This is a genomic window from Bradyrhizobium zhanjiangense, assembly GCF_004114935.1.
GTDB lineage: Bacteria > Pseudomonadota > Alphaproteobacteria > Rhizobiales > Xanthobacteraceae > Bradyrhizobium > Bradyrhizobium zhanjiangense.
Genome location: NZ_CP022221.1, coordinates 5,646,793 through 5,663,709 on the forward strand (window position 1 = coordinate 5,646,793; position 16,917 = coordinate 5,663,709).

The window sequence follows — 16,917 nt, forward strand, 5'->3', positions numbered from 1 at the left end:
TCCAATGTCGTGTTCTGATATCGTTATGCAAAGTATGCATAAGCACACCTAATACATTCAGGAGACCTGCGATGGAGATCAACTGGCTGCACGATTTCATCGCGGTGGCGACCACGCGCAGCTTCTCGCGCGCCGCGGAGCAGCGGAATTGCTCGCAGCCTGCGCTGAGCCGCAGGATCCAGGCGCTGGAAGTGTGGACCGGGGCGCCGCTGCTGGATCGCACGACCCACAGCGTCAATCTCACACCGGCCGGCGAAGGCTTTCGCGAGACGGCCGAGGACGTTCTGCGCCGGCTTGCGGCCGGCCGGCTCGACGCCCAGGAACGGGCTCGCGGCGCCTCCGACGTGCTGAAGTTCGCCTCGACCAACGCGCTGTCGCTGACCTTCTTTCCCGATTGGCTGCGCGGGATCGAGACCAAGCTGGCGTTCGTTCCGAACGTGCAGCTGGTCGCCAACCACATGGAGGCCTGTGAGCGGATATTGCTCGCGGGCGATGCGCACTTCCTGCTCTGTCATTACCACCCGGCAGCGACCACGGCGCTGGCGCCGTCGCATTTCCGCTCGCTGCATGTCGGGGACGACAGGCTGATTCCGGCATCGGTGCCGGTTTCAAGTCGAAGCCGCAAGCCCCGCTTCAAGCTCCCGGGAACGCAAGCCGCGCCGGTCCCGTTCCTGAGCTTCCGTCCTGAATCTGGCATGGGACGAATTCTCGAAGCCGTGCGCGCGACGTCGCCGTTGGACGCGCATCTGCGCACAACCTTTACCTCTCATCTCGCAAAGCTGCTGGTGACGATGGTCCAGGCCGGCCGCGGCATGGCCTGGCTGCCGGAGAGCCTGATCAGCGATCAGCTCGCCTCGGGCGAGATCGTCGCAGCAGGCGGGGCGGAATGGTTCGTGCCGATCGAGATCCACGTGTTCCGGCCGAAGCTTCGTCTGGCGCAGGCCGCGGAGGCGTTTTGGCAGCATATCGCGAGGAGCGGCCGTCAGATCTAAAGGAGCTGCGTCAAGAGACGGAAAACCGCTTCAAACTTTTCCGGATCATGCTCCAATGCACTCTCGTGTCTCGGACGCGCTGCTGCACTCTTTGCACTGCTGCGCAGAGCCGGGACCCAGCGTGCCACGAGTCTGGGCCCCGGCTCAGCGGCGCATCACTGTGGTGCTGCGCGGCGTCCGGGGCACGCGACCTCAACGGCAAGCGTTACGCTTACGCCGACTTCTTCTTCGGCTTCGGCTTGGTGGCCTTCGGCACCGGCTGCGGCTCGGGGTTGCCCTCGATCGAGGACAAGCGTCCGGCCGTGAATGTGTAGATGCCCGCGCGCGGACCGGTCGTCCAGGTCACGACGGCGACGCGGCGGCCGATGGCGTCGTTGGAGAGGTTGACGGACGAAGGCGCGCCGATGCCACGCACCACGTCGCATTCGGTGTGGCCGAGCGCGACCGTGCCGCCCATCGGCGCCGGTGCCGTGGTCGATGCATTGGCATCGGCCGGCCCGGGCGGCGGCGCCATGCCGGGACAGGCGCCGTCGGCGCTGACGAGATCCTCGGCTCCCACCGGTTTGTCAGGCGTGAGTGGCGGCGACTCGATCGAGATATTCTTGATGAAGAGACGGCCGGGCTTCTGGAACCATTCTGCGTCCTTCGACAGCAGATCGCTCGCGCCCGAGCAGCCCGCGACCAGCGGCGCTACGGCAGCCAACGCAATCATGAGCGAGCCGGGAAGCTTTTGATGTCGCACGATAAACTCATTCCCCGCGTGAAGGACCAGCCCTAAACGATTGTCCCAACATCCCTTTGCGGCACGAAGGTGGCCGAAGCCAGCATCGTTCGAAAAGTGCAAATTATCATTAATTGCGAACGGCGCTAATTCCGCTTCTGCCACCGGCCCCGCTCGTCGGCCTGCCAATAGGTGACATCAAATCCCCGCGCCTTGCAATCCGTCCAGGCGCTCCGCGCGAGCGCAAGCGCGTCCGGGTCGTCGCCGTTGAACAATAGCACCATGCGCTCGTAGCCCTCCGCGTCCTGCGGCAGCGCGGCGCTGTCGACCAGGAATCGCACATTGGCGCCGTTCGGGTTGTCCGCCTCGATCGCCAGCACGATCGGCTGGTCCGCGGCATCGTTCACGCGCCATGTCGCGTGCGGCAGGAAGGAATCGTCGCGATAGGTCCACAAATGCGCGTCCAGCGCATCGGCGCGCTCTTCCGACGTCGACTGCACCACGACGCGCCAGCCGCGCTCGAGCGATTTCTCGAGAAGCGGCGGCAACACGTTCTCCACCGTCATGTTTTGCAGATGGTAGAACAGCACTTCGGTCATTTGCGCTCGTAATGATCTGCCACCAGGCGATCCAGGAGACGGACGCCATAGCCGCTTCCCCAGCTCTGGTTGATGTCGGACTTTGGCGCACCCATGGCGGTGCCGGCGATATCGAGATGCGCCCAGGGCGTGCCGTCGACGAAGCGCTGGAGGAACTGCGCCGCGGTAATCGAGCCGCCGTGACGGCCGCCGGTGTTCTTCATGTCGGCGAACTGGGAATCGATCAGCTTGTCGTATTCGGGGCCGAGCGGCATGCGCCAGACCTTTTCCCCGCTCTCGATGCCGGCCGCGATCAGCCGGTCGGCGAGTTCGTCATTGTTGGAGAACATGCCGGCATGCTCGGTGCCGAGCGCGACCATGATGGCGCCGGTCAGCGTCGCCAGGTCCACCATGAATTTCGGCTTCACCTTCTTCGCCACGTACCAGAGCACGTCGGCGAGCACGAGGCGGCCCTCGGCGTCGGTGTTGATGATCTCGATGGTCTGGCCCGACATCGAGGTGACGATGTCGCCCGGCCGCTGCGCATTGCCGTCGGGCATGTTCTCGACGAGGCCGATGGCGCCGACCACGTTGACTTTGGCTTTACGCGCCGCCAGCGCGTGCATCAGGCCGACGACGCAGGCGGCTCCCCCCATATCGCCCTTCATGTCCTCCATGCTGCCGGCCGGCTTGATCGAAATGCCGCCGGTGTCGAAGCAGACGCCCTTGCCGACGAAGGCGACGGGCGCCTCGCCTTTCTTGGCCCCGTCCCAGCGCATGATCACGGTGCGGCTCGGCCGCATCGAGCCCTGGCCGACGCCGAGCAGCGCGCCCATGCCGAGTTTCTGCATCGCCTTGACGTCGAGCACCTCGACCTTGACGCCGAGCTTGCGGAGTTGGCCGGCGCGGCGCGCGAATTCCTCGGGGAAAAGCACGTTCGGCGGCTCGTTGACGAGGTCGCGCGCGATGACAACGCCGTCGACGACGTGGCCGGCCGCGGCGAACGCCTTTTTCGCAGCGGTGACATCGCCGACCGCAAGCGAGACATCGGCACGCGAGCCGCCCTCCTCGCCGTCCTTCTTCTTGGTCTTGTAGCGGTCGAACTTGTAGGCGCGCAGCCGCAGGCCCGCGGCGACCGCGACCGCCTGCTCGCTCGTCATGGCGCCATCGGGCAGCTCCGCCATCATGGTCATGGCGGCGGTCCCGGCCGGAAGCTTGCTCGCTGCCACGCCGCCGAATTTGAGGAAATCATTCGCCTTCAGGCTGGCCGCCTTGCCAGCGCCAATCACGATCAGGCGAGTGGCCTTCACCCCCTCCGGCGCCAGGATGTCCAGTGCGGCCCCGCTCTTGCCCTTGAAGGCGGCGGCGGAGGCCGCCCGCTTCACCAGGTCAGCGGCGCCGCCGAGCGCCTTGGCCGTCGCCGGGCCGAGCTTCAGACCGTCGTCGCAGAACACGACCAGGATGCCACGGGGCGCGGCAGACAACGGGACAAAGCCGACCTTGACGGCATCGGACATGGGTAACTTCTCCAAAAAATGGGACTTTTCGCCGTCCGGCGATCCCGGCCGCGGGCCGGAGCTGAACTGCGATTCACTGAGGTTTTCGTACTATGGGCCAGCGGCCCGCCAGATGCCAAGCACCGCCGTGGCCGCCGGGCCACAACGCGCGAAATATTAACCATATATTGAGGGTGCCATGGGGCAGCCATTTTGTTGACGGATCAAAGGGATGGTAGAGAGAGTCAGCTGGCGGAACCGATGGCTGGCCGTCCCTTGGGGATCCCGTTGCGGGATTGGGGCGGGCAGCCGGATTCCCGCTGGCATTGGGGTCTTGGTGGGATTCGTGCAGTAGCGCATGGGGTCGATCGATAGGTATATCTTCCGCACGACGCTGGCGTCGTTTGCGCTGGTCCTGGTCAGCCTCACCGGCGTGATCTGGATTACGCAGGCGTTGCGCGGCATCGACCTGATGACGAGCCAAGGTCAGACCATCCTCACCTTCCTCGGCATCACCAGCCTCGTCATCCCGGCCCTGGTCCTGATCATCTCGCCGATCGCGTTGATGATCGCGATCTCGCACACGCTGAACAAGCTGGCGACCGATTCCGAGATCATCGTGATGAATGCGGCGGGCTTCTCGCCATTCCGTCTGTTCTATCCGTTCTTCTATGCCACCTGCGTGGTGGCGCTGCTGGTCGCCTTCATCGCGGCCTATCTTGCCCCCGACGGCATGCGGCGGATCAAGCAGTGGGACGCCGAGATCACTGCCGACGTGCTCACCAACATCCTGCAGCCCGGCCGCTTCGCCCAGCTCGACAAGAACCTGACGATCCGGATCCGCGAGCGCCAGCCCGGCGGCATCCTCGCCGGCATCTTCATCGACGACCGCCGCGATCCGAACGAGCGCGTCTCGATCGTCGCCGAGCACGGCGAGGTCGTCAAGAACGACACCGGATCGTTCCTGGTACTGGAGACGGGCAATCTCCAGCGCTTCGAGGCCGGTAAGCGCGATCCGGCGCTGGTGGCGTTCGGCCGTTACGGCTTCGACATGTCGAAATTCTCCGGCCAGGGCCGCGACGTCACCCTCGGCATCCGCGAACGCTATCTCTGGGAGCTGTTCTCGCCGTCCGAGGACGATCCCGTCTACAAGCAGATTCCCGGCCAGTTCCGCTCGGCCCTGCACGACAGCATCTTGGCGCCGATCTATCCGTTCGCTTTTGCCGTGCTGACCTTCGCGTTCCTGGGTGCGCCCCGCACCACCCGCCAGAGCCGCAATTTCTCGATCGGCTCCTCGATCCTCGCGGTGTTCGGCCTGCGCATGGCCGGCTTCGCCTGCTCCGTGATGGCGGTGAAATCGCCGGGCGCGGTACTGGTGCAATACGCGATGGTCATGGGCGCGATCGGCGTCGGGCTCTGGATGATCATCGGCGGCGTCGTGGTCGAGCCGCCCCCCGGCCTGATGGAGGCCATCAACAGATCGAACGCGCGGATCGCGCGGCTGTTCGGACGGCCGGCCACCGCATGAGCATGCTCACCAACACACTCGGGCGCTATTTCGCCGGCCGCTTCGTGGTCGCCGCGCTCGGCGTGTTCGCCAGCATCTTCCTGCTGCTGGTGCTGGTCGACTATATCGAGATGGTGCGCAAGACCTCCGGCCTCGCATCCGCCTCGGCGATCATGGTGGCCGAGACCTCGCTATTCCGGGTGCCGCAGTTGCTGGAGAAGCTGACGCCGTTCTGCATGCTGATCGGCGCCATGACCTGCTATCTCGCGCTCTCCCGCCGGCTCGAGCTCGTGGTCGCGCGCGCCGCCGGCATCTCGGCCTGGCAGTTCATCTCGCCGGCGCTCGGCAGCGCCCTGCTGATCGGAGTGATCGCCACCGTCGCCTACAATCCGATGTCGGCCAATTTGCGCGAACTCTCCAAGCGCATGGAGGCGGAGCTGTTCGGCTCGGCGCCCGGCGGCGGCATCCAGGATGCGTCCGGCTTCTGGCTCAATCAGGTGACCAACGACGGCCAGACCATCATCAATGCCGCGCGCAGCGAGCAGCAGGGCATCCGGCTCACTGGCCTCACGCTGTTCCGGTTTGACACAGAGCAGCACTTCAAGGAACGCATCGAGGCGCGCGAGGCGACGCTGGAGGCCGGCCATTGGCTGTTCAAGGACGTCCGACGCTTCTCGCTGGACTCCCCGCCGGTCGATCAGGCCCGCCTCGAGATTCCGACGACGCTGACCGAGGCGCAGGTCCGCAACAGCTTTTCCACACCCGAGACTGTGTCCTTTTGGCAACTACCGAGCTACATCCGCTCATCCGAAAGCTCGGGCTTCGCGACAGCAGGATACCGACTCCAGTATCAGAAGCTTCTGGCACAGCCGTTTTTGCTGGCGGCCATGGTGATGCTGGCGGCCTCCGTGTCGTTGCGCTTCTTCCGGATGGGCGGCGTGCAGAAGATGGTTTTGAGTGGCGTGGGCGCGGGCTTTCTGCTCTACGTCCTGTCGAAAGTAACTGAGGACTTGAGCAAGGCTGAGTTGATGCATCCGATCGCTGCGGCGTGGTTGCCCGTTGTGGTGGGCGGCCTCACCGGCTTTTTGGCCTTGCTCTATCAGGAGGACGGATAGTGACTGCCGTCCACCGAGGGCTCGTGTCTCGTTCGACGCGGCGCATATTGGTGCGCGCGAACGGGTGCGGCTGGTCCGTCCGCAGGCTTCTGCTCGCTGTCGCCGCTGCCGCCTCGCTCGGCGCGCTGATCGACGTTGCCGCAGTGGTGCCCGCCTCCGCCCAGTACACCTATAATCCGCTGCCGCCGCGTCCGAAGCCGCAGAGGGCTCCCAACGACAACCAGATGCTGGTGCAGGCGACCGAGGTCGACTACGACTACAACAACTCGCGCGTCTCCGCGGTCGGTAACGTCCAGCTGTTCTACAACGGCACCAGCGTCGAGGCCGACAGGGTCATCTACGACCAGAAGACCAAGCGGCTTCATGCCGAAGGCAACATCCGCATGACGGATGCCGACGGCAAGATCACCTATGCCGAGATCATGGATCTCTCCGACGATTACCGCGACGGTTTCGTCGATTCGCTGCGCGTGGATACCGCCGACCAGACCCGCATGGCCGCGAGCCGCGCCGACCGCTCCAGCGGCAATTACACGGTGTTCGAGAACGGCGTCTACACCGCCTGCGCGCCGTGTAAGGACGATCCGAAGAAGCCGCCGCTGTGGCAGGTCAAGGGTGCGCGCATCATCCACGACCAGCAGGAGAAGATGCTGTATTTCGAGACGGCACAGCTCGAATTCTTCGGCGTGCCGCTCGCCTACATGCCCTATTTCTCGACGCCCGACCCGACCGTGAAGCGCAAGTCCGGCTTCCTGATGCCGGGCTATTTCCCGGGCACGACGAACACCGGATTTGGCGCCGAAATTCCCTACTATTGGGCGATCGCGCCCGACATGGACGCAACCATCACGCCCCGCTTCATGTCGCGGCAAGGCGTGATGCTGCAGGGCGAATTCCGGCAGCGCCTGATCGACGGCGCCTACCAGATCCGCGCTTATGGCATCGACCAGCTCGATCCGGGAGCGTTCGCCGGGCAGCCCGGTGACCGCCAATTCCGCGGCGCCGTCGACACCAAGGGTCAGTTCGCGCTGAACGACAAATGGGTCTGGGGTTGGGACGGCGTCCTGATGTCCGACTACTATTTCTTCTCGGACTATCGGCTCTATCAGTACCGCGATCCGCTCGGCTCGTTCCTGCTGCTGCCGACGGAAGCGCTGTCGCAGCTCTATCTGACCGGCGTCGGCAATCGCAGCTTCTTCGATGCGCGCACGATGTACTGGCTGAGCTATTCGGGCAATCAGAGCCAGGTGCCGATCGTCTATCCGGTGATCGACTACTCGAACGTGCTCAACTATCCCGTCTTCGGCGGCGAGTTCAGCTACAAGACCAATTTCGTGAACTTGTCGCGTGACGGGTCGGTGTTCGATCCGATCACGACGACCGCCAACACCAACAGCCTGTGCACGACGGCGTCGGCCGATCCGCTGGCTCGTCTGCCTTCGCAGTGCCTGCTGCGCGGCTTCCCCGGCACCTACACCCGCCTCACCGCGGAAGCGCAGTGGCGCAAGTCCTTCACCGATCCGTTCGGCCAGATCTGGACGCCGTTCGCCAGTCTGCGCGCCGACGCGATCAATTCCTCGGTCTCCAACCAGCCGGGCGTGTCGAACTTCCTGCCCGTCGGCGATACCCAGGCGTTCCGCCTGATGCCGACCGTGGGCCTGGAATACCGCTACCCCTTCATCAACATTCAGCCCTGGGGCTCGACCACCGTCGAGCCGATCGCGCAGATCATCATCCGGCCGAACGAGACCTATGCCGGCAAGCTCCCGAACGAGGACGCCCAGAGCATGGTGTTCGACGCTTCGAACCTGTTCAGCGTCGACAAGTTCTCCGGCTACGACCGCGTCGAGGGCGGCGGCCGCGCCAATGTCGGCGTGCAGTCCACCACGCAATTCGACAAGGGCGGCGCCGTCAAGGTGCTGTTCGGCCAGTCCTACCACCTGTTCGGCCTGAACTCCTTCGCGGTCCAGGACACCATCAATACCGGCCTCAATTCCGGTCTCGACAAGCCGCGTTCCGATTACGTCACGAGCGCCAGCTACTCACCCAACAGCACTTATACATTCAGCGTCCGCTCCCGCATGGACGAGCAGACCTGGAACGTCCAGCGTTTCGAGGCGGAAGGCCGCGCCAATTTCAATCGCTGGTCGGTCGCCGTGCTCTACGGCAATTACGCAGCGCAGCCGGAACTCGGCTATCTGACCCGCCGCGAGGGCATCCTGACGACAGGCTCGCTCAAGGTCGCCTCCAACTGGGTGGTGTCGGGCTCGGCCCGCTGGGATCTGGAGGCCAACAAGATCAACCAGTATGTGCTCGGCGCCGGCTATGTCGACGATTGCTTCGTGCTGGCGGCGAACTATGTAACTTCCTATAGCTATTCCGCGGGCAGTGCACCGCCCGTGCTGAGCCACGCGTTCATGTTCCAGATCGGCCTGCGCACGCTGGCGACCTCGTCGACGACCAGCGGTTCCTCGGGCCTCCAGTGAGCGGTTTGAAGTGCTGGCCGCGCTTGCCTCACCACAGGCTCGACGCAGCTGACATGCGAGCGATAACCATGACGATTCCGTTGCCTATCTTCCGCCCCCTTCTCGTCCTCGCCGTCCTGTTCCTGGTCGGTGCGCCGGCGCGGGCGCAGAACATCGTCGTCATGGTCAACGGCGATCCGATCACCGATTTCGACATCGAGCAGCGCTCGAAGCTCGACCAGCTCACGACGCAGAAGGCGCCGAGCCGCGAGCAGGTCATCAACGAGCTGATCGACGACAAGGTGAAGATGAAGGAAGGCAAGAAGTACGGGGTCGATCCTGGCGTCTCCGACATCAACCAATCCTATGAGGGCATGGCGCAGCGCATGCGCATCACGCCGGAGCAGCTCACCAAGTCGCTCGAATCCAAGGGCGTGCGCCCCGAGACGCTGAAGAGCCGCATGAAGTCCGAGATGGTCTGGACCAGCCTCGTACGCGGCCGCTACAAGGAGAAGCTGCTCGTCGGCGAGCGTGACGTCGCGCAGGCCGTGCAGGCGCAGAGCGGCGAGAAGCTCCAGATCGAGGGCACCGAATACAAGATGCAGCCGATCGTGCTGATCGTGCCGCGCGGCTCGTCCGCGGCGTTCCTTGAAACACGCAAGAAGGAAGCCGACAGCTATCGCGCGCGCGTCGGAAGCTGCGAGGAAGCCAACTCGCTGTTCCGCTCGACGCCGAACGCCACCATCCGCGACAGCATCACCAAGACCACCGCGGAACTACCCGAGGCGCTGCGCAAGGTGCTCGACGACACGCCGATCGGCCATCTGACCGCGCCCGAAGTAACCAAGGCCGGCATCGAGATGGTGGTGCTGTGCTCGCGCAAGCCGACCATGATCGACACGCCGAAGAAACGCGAGGTCCGCGAGAAGATGTATCAGGAGAAGTACGAGAAGACCCAGAAGGCCTATCTCGAAGAGCTCCGCAAGGCGGCGATGATCGAATATCGCAACCGCTGATGGCCGAGCCTTCCGCAGCGCGCCCGGCAAAACCCCTCGCCCTGACCCTGGGAGAGCCCGCCGGCATCGGCCCCGACATCACCATCGCTGCCTGGCTCAGGCGCCGTGAGCTGAACCTGCGCGCCTTCTACCTGCTCGGCGACGAGGCGCTGATCGCCCGACGCGCCAAGGCGCTCGGCGCCGACATCAGGATCGCCGCGGTGAGCCCAGGCGAGGCCGAGGCCGCCTTCACCGAGGCTCTGCCCGTGGTTGCCACCGGCGAGCATGCCACGGCCGAGCCTGGCAAGCCCGACGCATCGAGCGCGCCGGCCGCGCTCGCCTCGATCCGCCAGGCGGTCGCTGACGTGCGCGAGGGCCGCGCCGGCGCCGTCGTCACCAATCCGATCGCCAAGAGCGTGCTCTACCGCGCAGGCTTCCGTCATCCCGGCCACACCGAATACCTCGCCGAGCTCGCCGCGATGGACGGCCACGTCCCGCAGCCGGTGATGATGCTGTGGTCGCCGCAGCTCGCCGTGGTGCCGGTGACCATTCACGTCTCGCTGCGCGAGGCGCTGGCCCAGCTCACGAGCGAGCTGATCGTCTCGACTGTTCGCATCGTCGCAACCGAGCTCAAATCCCGCTTCGGCATCACGGCGCCGCGCATCGCGGTCTCCGGCCTCAATCCGCACGCCGGCGAGGACGGCTCGCTCGGCCACGAGGAGCAGACCATCATCGCGCCGGCGCTGAAAGCGCTGCGCAACGACGGCATCGAGGCCAGGGGCCCGCTGCCTGCCGACACCATGTTCCACGAGGCTGCGCGACAGACCTATGACTGCGCGGTCTGCATGTATCACGACCAAGCGCTGATCCCGATCAAGACGGTCGCTTTCGACGACGCGGTCAACGTCACGCTCGGCCTGCCCTTCATCCGCACCTCGCCCGATCATGGCACCGCCTTCGACATCGCCGGCACCGGCAAGGCCAATCCGGCGAGCCTGATCGCGGCGCTTCGGCTCGCCAGCCGCATGGCGGCTGAAGAAGACCTCTGATGAGCGCGATCGACGACCTCCCGCCGCTGCGCGAGGTCATCCGCCAGCATGCGCTGTCGGCCCGCAAATCACTTGGCCAAAACTTTCTGCTCGACCTCAATCTCACCGCGCGCATCGCGCGCGCCGCCGCGCCGCTCGAGGATGCCACCATCGTCGAGATCGGCCCCGGCCCGGGCGGGCTGACGCGCGCTTTGCTCGCGCTCGGCGCGAGGCGCGTCATCGCCATCGAGCATGACGATCGCGCGATCCCGGCGCTACGGGATATCGCCGCGCGTTATCCCGGCCGGCTGGAGATCGTACATGGCGATGCCATGACCCTCGACCCGCGTCCGTTGCTCGATGGCGAAAGAGCAAAGATCGTCGCCAACCTTCCCTACAACATCGCGACCCAGCTGCTGATCAATTGGCTCACGATCGAGCCCTGGCCGCCCTGGTACGAGATGATGGTGCTGATGTTCCAGCGCGAGGTCGGCGAGCGCATCGTCGCGCATGAGGACGAGGAGGCCTATGGCCGGCTCGGCGTGCTCGCCAACTGGCGCTGCGAGACCAAGATCCTGTTCGACATTTCGCCCTCCGCCTTCGTGCCGCCGCCGAAGGTCACCTCCTCCGTGGTGCGGCTGAAGCCGCGCGCAGAACCTCTGGCCTGCGATCGCAGGCTGCTCGAGCAGGTCGCAGCCGCAGCTTTCGGCCAGCGCCGCAAGATGCTGCGGCAAAGCCTGAAGTCGCTGGGCGTCGATCCCGCGCAGCTCGCGCAAGCTGCCGGCGTCGATGCGACCCGTCGCGCGGAGACCATTCCGATTGCGGGCTTTGTTGCCATGGCCTGTGAATTGGCCAATATACGAAGCGAAGAAGCATGATCCGGAAAAGTGTGAAGCGGTTTTCCGAAACAGATCATGCTCAAACAATGAGATAATTTCGGAGGAAAGAATATGGCGCTGATGCGCAGGCAGTCCCTGGTCAAGTTCGACGCGCCCTTGTGCGAGACCATCGTCGACACGCCCAAGCCGCAAGGTCGCGAGGTGCTGGTGCGCATCGAGCGCTGCGGCCTCTGCCACTCCGACCTGCATATCCAGGACGGCTACGCCGATCTCGGCGGCGGCAAGAAGCTCGACACCACGCGCGGCATGACGCTGCCCTTCACGCTCGGCCATGAGATCGCCGGCGTCGTCGATGAAGTCGGCCCCGACGTTCCCGCCGGACTCGTCGGCGCGAAGAAGGCGGTGTTTCCGTGGATCGGCTGCGGCCAGTGCCGCGACTGCCAGAACGGCGACGAGAATCTCTGCGTCAAGCAGCGCTTCCTCGGCGTCTCCATCGACGGCGGCTTTGCCACCCATGTGCTGGTGCCCGACGCCAAATATCTGCTCGATTACGATCCCCTGCCCGTCAATCAGGCCGCGACCTTGATGTGCTCCGGCGTGACCGCCTACGGCGCGCTCAAGCGTCTGGTCGACCGTCCGCGCCAGCGCAACCTCCTGCTGATCGGGCTCGGCGGCGTCGGCATGATGGGCCTGTCGTTCGCCCAGGCGATGTTCAAGCAGCCGATTACGGTCGCCGACCTCTCACCGGCCGCGCGCGAGACCGCGCTGAAGAACGGCGCCGCGACCGCCTACGATCCGGCCGAGCCTGACGTGATCAAGCGCATCCTCAAGGAGACCGAGGGCGGCTTCGACGAGATCGTCGATTTCGCCGGCAACGAGAAGTCGATGGCGTTTGCCGTCGCGGTCGCCGCACGCGGCGGCAAGATCGTGGTCTCCGGCCTGATGGGCGGCCAGTTCACGCTGCCGATGGTGCAATGGGTCTACAAGCGCATGACCATCGAGGGCTTCATGGTCGGCACGCTCGCGGAAGCCCAGGAGCTGATGGCGCTGGCACGCGCCGGCAAGATCAAGCCAACGCCGATGCGCGAGGAGCCGATGGGCGACGTCCAGAAATGGATCGATGAGTTGCGCGCCGGCAAGGTGGTCGGTCGCATCGTGCTCAAGAACTGAGATGCGCTGAAACCCGCGAATCAAGCGCCGGCGTAACCAACGCCGTCGCCGCCGCGTCCGTGGCGCGATCAACGGCCGGGGTTCCGCTGACACGTATTGGTCCGGGATACGACCCCGCGTGCGGAACGGGCGCGGCTGCACGGCGTTGGCAGCGCATGACCATTCGCTGCACCGTCGAGAACGCATTCTTCATTGCCTGGAGCTTCCTGGAGAAGAGCGGCGAGCTCGGTCCGCCGGATGAGTCCGCAAACGTCATCCTCGATGCCATCGAGGCGCAGCTCAAGACCGGCGAGCGCCGGCCGTTGATGCTCGCCAACAGGGCGATCGCCCGCTACCGCGAGCACGCCGCGCGTAGCTGCTCGCCGGACGAACGCGAAGCACGGCTTGGATAGACGCACGGCTTGGACAATGGTCTTCGCTCGGCATCTGCGGCGCCGATCGCCGTCGCAGATGTGTTCGCTCCTGAACAGGCCGCCACGTGCAGCCGGCGCCCGATGCCCGTAGTTCTCCGGCCAAGAACAGAGTTCAATCGTGTTTAGAACGCTTTAGAACGTAACAGCACCATTTGGAACGTCGCGAACGTTCATTGCGTTGATCTCACATCAGGCAACGATGGAGTCGATGCGCATGACGAAGCCGTTGACGAAAACGGTGCGCCCCGTTCCCGAGCAGAACCGGAGTCCCAAGGGCGCCGGCAGCGCGCCGTCAGTTCCCGTCGACACCACCAAGGGTCGCCGCGACGACGAGAAGCAGAACATTCGTGAGCAGGCTGCGCATGGCAACCTCACCCAGAACACCAGCAACAGGCGCATGGGGTAGACGATGAAGGTGTTGGACGTGACGACTCCCGGCCGATGGTACGATCCCATTTCGGAGCGCTGGATTGAGCCGCGCGACACGCGGACCGCAACGCCGCCTCGCGCGGAGGACGATGCCGTCTTCGAACGTCAAAGGACCTTGCAGATCGAACGCATCTGGCGCGCGCTGGTCGATTGCTGCGCGCGCGAATGAGACAGGTGATACAATTGCAAGACCGGCTTGGATGGCGTTGGCCACGCCTGCACCCTTATTTCTTCTTGCCGTCGGTCCTGTTCTCTCCCTTGGACATATCCTTCATGCCGGGCCGCTTTGCGTGATTTGCATTCATGCCGGTGGTATCCATCGCCCCTTTCTCGGTGGCGCCGTTGGTGTTCTCCGGCCTTTCCATGCCGCTCTGCGGAGCGGGCCCGGTATTCTGAGCGATCACGGCCCCGGTCATGGCGGCAAACGCGATCGCTGCGATGAGCGCTTTCATGGGCATCTCCCTCGTTTCATGAATGACGTGCCCGGGAGAGAGTTGTTCCCAGCCCGAGCTGGACCGCGCACTGGCGCACACGCCGTCACAGTGCCGATTGACGCTTCAGATGCAGATACGCCGGGATGAAATCGCCGAGCCGCTGCAATTCGCGCCATTTCAGCACGATCAGCTCACCGTCGCGCAGGTCCATGGCTTCGCTTCGCCTGAGATCGGCAAGCGTCCGGTTCACGGTCGCAATCGCCATGCCCAGCGTCTCGCCGAGCTGGGCCAAGCTGATCGGCATCCGGCAGCGATTGCCGCGGACCAGCTGCGCGGCGCGGGCGCGATAGAACAGCTCGCAGAACAGGTGCGCCATGCGCGCCTGCATGGGACGGGCGCTGTTGTTGGTGATGGCCTCGCGAAAGATCGCGGCATCGAGCAGCGTCTCGCGCCAGACGGCAAACCCGAGAGTGGGCCGCCGTCGGAAGGCGGCGAACAATTCGCGATGCGGGATGAAGGCGATCGAAGCCGGCCCCAGCGCACTCAGCCCATGATCCATCTCATCGATGAACAGGCCCTGCGCGTCCGGAAGATCGCCGGTGAGATGGAACGCGAGATATTGCCGCCGCCCGCTGCCGAGCAGATGGTAGCGCGCGACCATGCCGGAGACGACCAGCGCCGAATGTTCAGGTTCATCGCCCTGACGGATGAAATCCTCGTTCGGCGCAAAGTCGCGAACCGTGAAGGTGAGCGCCCGGATTTCGGCGACATCCTCCTCCGCCAGCGCGGTGTGCTCCCACAGGTTCCGGATCAGCACGTCGTGGGCTTTATCCATGCGGCCGCCAAAAATCGCACCGGTTCGATCAAATGATACATCTGGCCGGTATTCAGCGAACTAGAACGCAAGTCGGAAGCACAGGTTGCTAACCGGTTTGCAACGGCACCGGATCGCTTCCTCCCCTCCATCACCCAGCGAACCGAGCCGCCCATCTCATGAGCCCTACTGCGATCCTTAAGCGCATCCGCCGCCTGTTCGCGTCGGAGCGAAGCGAGCATCTGGACAGCATCAACGACGCCTTCCTGAAGGGAACGTTGAACGAGCCGGTGCGGCCGATGTCGGATCAGGAGCTCGCCCGCGCCATCCGCGAGTTCCGCGCCGCGCCCGTCTCCGACCGAACCCTCGCAAAGCTCTCCCGGCGCTTTGTCGAAGCGCCTCGCGACGGCTGAGGCGCGCACCGAGTCTCATGCCGCATCGAAAAGGCCCCGGCTTGGTGGCCGGAGCCTCGAACGTGATATGTTCTGGACGCGATCGAACCTGGTCAGCGACAATGCCGCCGGCGATGCCGTGATTCATCTGTCGGCGAGCGACGCCATCACGCTCGACGGCGTCCACACGGCGAGCCTGAACCCGACCGACTTCCTCATCTGAGTTGCTCTGGGAGCAACGATCTCGCCCCGCCTCCAGCGGGGCGAGACGCGGATAGGGCTCAGTCGTCAGGTCCGGCTCTCCTCCGAGACCGGCCTTTGCGACGGCTTATAGACAGTTCGGCCGAGAGGCCAATAAGCGACGTCATGGTGCCTATTCGATCACGACATCGGCCCACGTCAGCACGGTCGGTGGCATGTTGATGCCGAGTGCTTTGGCGGTCTGGAGGTTTATAACAAGTTCGTACTTGGTCGGCCGTTCGACTGGCAATTCGCCAGGTTTCGCACCCCTAAAAATCTTGTCGACAAAGGTCGCAGACCGGCGAAACTGATCTGGTAAGTCAATCCCGTAGCTCAAGAGGAAGCCCGCTTCGGCGTATTCTCTCACGGCAGAGATTGCGGGCAGCCGATTTCTGACGGCCATGACGCCGATCAGGCCGCGATGGTTGAACAGCACCCCATCGCTCAGCACGAGAAGCACCTGCGCGCGTTCTCCCACCATTGTCGCGAACGCTTGTTCAAGTATGTCCGGCCCGCGCGCCTCGGCCGGGACAAGAGTCAATGCCAGCGCTTGGGCAACTTCCCGCAGCGACGTCAGCCGGTCCTGATTGGGCGCAAAGTCCGGATTCCAGAGAATGCCCACACGCGAGAGGTTCGGCAGAATGTCCTTCAGAAATTCGAGCCGCTTGCCGTTGATCTCATCGCCGGGCTCCGAGCTGAACCCGGTGACGTTGCCACCCGGGCGCGCCAGACTGGCAACAAGTCCGGCACTGACCGGCTCGGCACTGTTGGCCATCACGATCGGGATCGTCCTGGTTGCCTTCATGGCGGCAACCGTGGTGGCATTGGTTCCGGAAACGATGACATCCACGCCGAGCCCGGCCACCTCTGTGGCAAGCGCCGCCAGCCGCCCCATGTCTCCGTCGGCAAAACGGTACTCGATGACGACATTCTCGCCGACGCGGTAGCCAAGGCTCCGCAGGCCCGCTTCGAAGGCTCCAACATTACGAAGTGTTTGCTCCCGCGACGCGCTCGCGAGATACCCTACCCGGTAGACCGACCTTGCCGGTTGCTGCGCACGCGCGCCGAGCGGCCACGTCGCTGCCGCGCCGCCGATCAGCCCCATGAACTCGCGCCGTCTCATTGAGCACCACGGAGGAAACGCCCGTCGTGTCCAAAGCCTAGCACTTTGCGGCGAGACAGCGAGTGAGAATGAGCAAATAATCGGATCTCCGAAGCTGCGTCCCAATGTCCGAGATGGGTCTTGGCCGTGTAAAAACGGCCTTACAGGACCATCAGTCTTGCCAAAA

Annotated in this window: 19 protein-coding genes; 13 read left to right on the forward strand and 6 right to left on the reverse strand. The window is 64.5% G+C overall.

All coding sequences use genetic code 11. From position 1 onward, the window contains the following. Positions 1-71: 71 nt before the first annotated feature. On the forward strand, positions 72-992 hold the full coding sequence (locus tag XH85_RS27090) for a LysR family transcriptional regulator (RefSeq protein WP_128934249.1): 921 nt from the start codon (positions 72-74) through the stop codon (positions 990-992). A gap of 211 nt (positions 993-1,203) precedes the next feature. Here XH85_RS27090 and XH85_RS27095 read toward each other — a convergent pair whose 3' ends face one another. The 3 genes from XH85_RS27095 to XH85_RS27105 form a co-directional block, all read right to left on the reverse strand. Further along, positions 1,204-1,695, reverse strand: coding sequence for a hypothetical protein (locus XH85_RS27095; RefSeq protein ID WP_164935075.1), 492 nt, complete (start codon positions 1,693-1,695; stop codon positions 1,204-1,206). Between the two features lie 164 nt (positions 1,696-1,859). Continuing rightward, positions 1,860-2,312: a DNA polymerase III subunit chi gene (locus XH85_RS27100; protein WP_128934251.1), complete on the reverse strand. Its 453-nt coding sequence runs from the start codon at positions 2,310-2,312 to the stop codon at positions 1,860-1,862. Next, positions 2,309-3,808 (reverse strand): leucyl aminopeptidase, encoded by a 1,500-nt coding sequence (locus XH85_RS27105; RefSeq protein WP_128934252.1) that lies wholly within the window; start codon positions 3,806-3,808, stop codon positions 2,309-2,311. The genes XH85_RS27100 and XH85_RS27105 overlap by 4 nt, the downstream gene beginning before the upstream one ends. 337 nt (positions 3,809-4,145) lie before the next feature. Between XH85_RS27105 and lptF the strand changes: the two genes are divergently transcribed. The 10 genes from lptF to XH85_RS27155 all read left to right on the forward strand — a co-directional run bounded on the left by lptF (position 4,146) and on the right by XH85_RS27155 (position 13,917). Beyond that, a complete protein-coding gene (lptF, locus tag XH85_RS27110) occupies positions 4,146-5,315 on the forward strand; it encodes an LPS export ABC transporter permease LptF (RefSeq protein ID WP_128934253.1) in 1,170 nt (389 codons plus the stop codon). After that, positions 5,312-6,409 (forward strand): LPS export ABC transporter permease LptG, encoded by a 1,098-nt coding sequence (gene lptG, locus XH85_RS27115; RefSeq protein WP_128934254.1) that lies wholly within the window; start codon positions 5,312-5,314, stop codon positions 6,407-6,409. The genes lptF and lptG overlap by 4 nt, the downstream gene beginning before the upstream one ends. Continuing rightward, a complete protein-coding gene (locus XH85_RS27120) occupies positions 6,409-8,895 on the forward strand; it encodes an LPS-assembly protein LptD (RefSeq protein WP_164940440.1) in 2,487 nt (828 codons plus the stop codon). Before lptG ends, XH85_RS27120 begins: the two co-directional genes overlap by 1 nt. A gap of 68 nt (positions 8,896-8,963) precedes the next feature. Continuing rightward, a complete protein-coding gene (locus tag XH85_RS27125) occupies positions 8,964-9,890 on the forward strand; it encodes a SurA N-terminal domain-containing protein (protein WP_164940441.1) in 927 nt (308 codons plus the stop codon). Continuing rightward, complete coding sequence (gene pdxA, locus XH85_RS27130; RefSeq protein ID WP_128934257.1) at positions 9,890-10,918, forward strand: 4-hydroxythreonine-4-phosphate dehydrogenase PdxA; 1,029 nt, start codon at positions 9,890-9,892, stop codon at positions 10,916-10,918. The genes XH85_RS27125 and pdxA overlap by 1 nt, the downstream gene beginning before the upstream one ends. Beyond that, positions 10,918-11,775: a 16S rRNA (adenine(1518)-N(6)/adenine(1519)-N(6))-dimethyltransferase RsmA gene (gene rsmA / locus XH85_RS27135; RefSeq protein ID WP_128934258.1), complete on the forward strand. Its 858-nt coding sequence runs from the start codon at positions 10,918-10,920 to the stop codon at positions 11,773-11,775. Before pdxA ends, rsmA begins: the two co-directional genes overlap by 1 nt. 72 nt (positions 11,776-11,847) lie before the next feature. Further along, a complete protein-coding gene (locus XH85_RS27140) occupies positions 11,848-12,906 on the forward strand; it encodes an alcohol dehydrogenase (RefSeq protein ID WP_128934259.1) in 1,059 nt (352 codons plus the stop codon). Positions 12,907-13,061: 155 nt separating this feature from the next. Beyond that, complete coding sequence (locus XH85_RS27145) at positions 13,062-13,298, forward strand: hypothetical protein (RefSeq protein WP_128934260.1); 237 nt, start codon at positions 13,062-13,064, stop codon at positions 13,296-13,298. Positions 13,299-13,533: 235 nt separating this feature from the next. Continuing rightward, positions 13,534-13,725 carry a hypothetical protein gene (locus XH85_RS27150; protein WP_128934261.1) on the forward strand — a complete coding sequence of 64 codons (192 nt, stop codon included), beginning with the start codon at positions 13,534-13,536 and terminating at the stop codon, positions 13,723-13,725. A gap of 3 nt (positions 13,726-13,728) precedes the next feature. Next, positions 13,729-13,917, forward strand: a complete 189-nt coding sequence (locus XH85_RS27155) for a hypothetical protein (protein WP_091892838.1) — start codon at positions 13,729-13,731, stop codon at positions 13,915-13,917. Positions 13,918-13,972: 55 nt separating this feature from the next. Here the strand turns inward: XH85_RS27155 and XH85_RS27160 are convergent, their stop codons facing one another. Both XH85_RS27160 and XH85_RS27165 read right to left on the reverse strand, forming a co-directional pair. Next, positions 13,973-14,200: a hypothetical protein gene (locus XH85_RS27160; protein WP_128934262.1), complete on the reverse strand. Its 228-nt coding sequence runs from the start codon at positions 14,198-14,200 to the stop codon at positions 13,973-13,975. 85 nt (positions 14,201-14,285) lie between these two features. Then, on the reverse strand, positions 14,286-15,017 hold the full coding sequence (locus tag XH85_RS27165) for a Crp/Fnr family transcriptional regulator (RefSeq protein WP_128934263.1): 732 nt from the start codon (positions 15,015-15,017) through the stop codon (positions 14,286-14,288). Between the two features lie 158 nt (positions 15,018-15,175). Between XH85_RS27165 and XH85_RS27170 the strand changes: the two genes are divergently transcribed. Beyond that, on the forward strand, positions 15,176-15,409 hold the full coding sequence (locus XH85_RS27170) for a hypothetical protein (protein ID WP_128934264.1): 234 nt from the start codon (positions 15,176-15,178) through the stop codon (positions 15,407-15,409). Positions 15,410-15,476: 67 nt separating this feature from the next. Next, positions 15,477-15,611 (forward strand): hypothetical protein, encoded by a 135-nt coding sequence (locus tag XH85_RS47445; protein ID WP_276484491.1) that lies wholly within the window; start codon positions 15,477-15,479, stop codon positions 15,609-15,611. A 150-nt stretch (positions 15,612-15,761) separates the two neighbouring features. On the opposite strand, the gene XH85_RS27175 is transcribed toward XH85_RS47445, so the two are convergent. After that, positions 15,762-16,733 carry an ABC transporter substrate-binding protein gene (locus XH85_RS27175; RefSeq protein ID WP_164940442.1) on the reverse strand — a complete coding sequence of 324 codons (972 nt, stop codon included), beginning with the start codon at positions 16,731-16,733 and terminating at the stop codon, positions 15,762-15,764. Between the last annotated feature and the right edge of the window lie 184 nt (positions 16,734-16,917).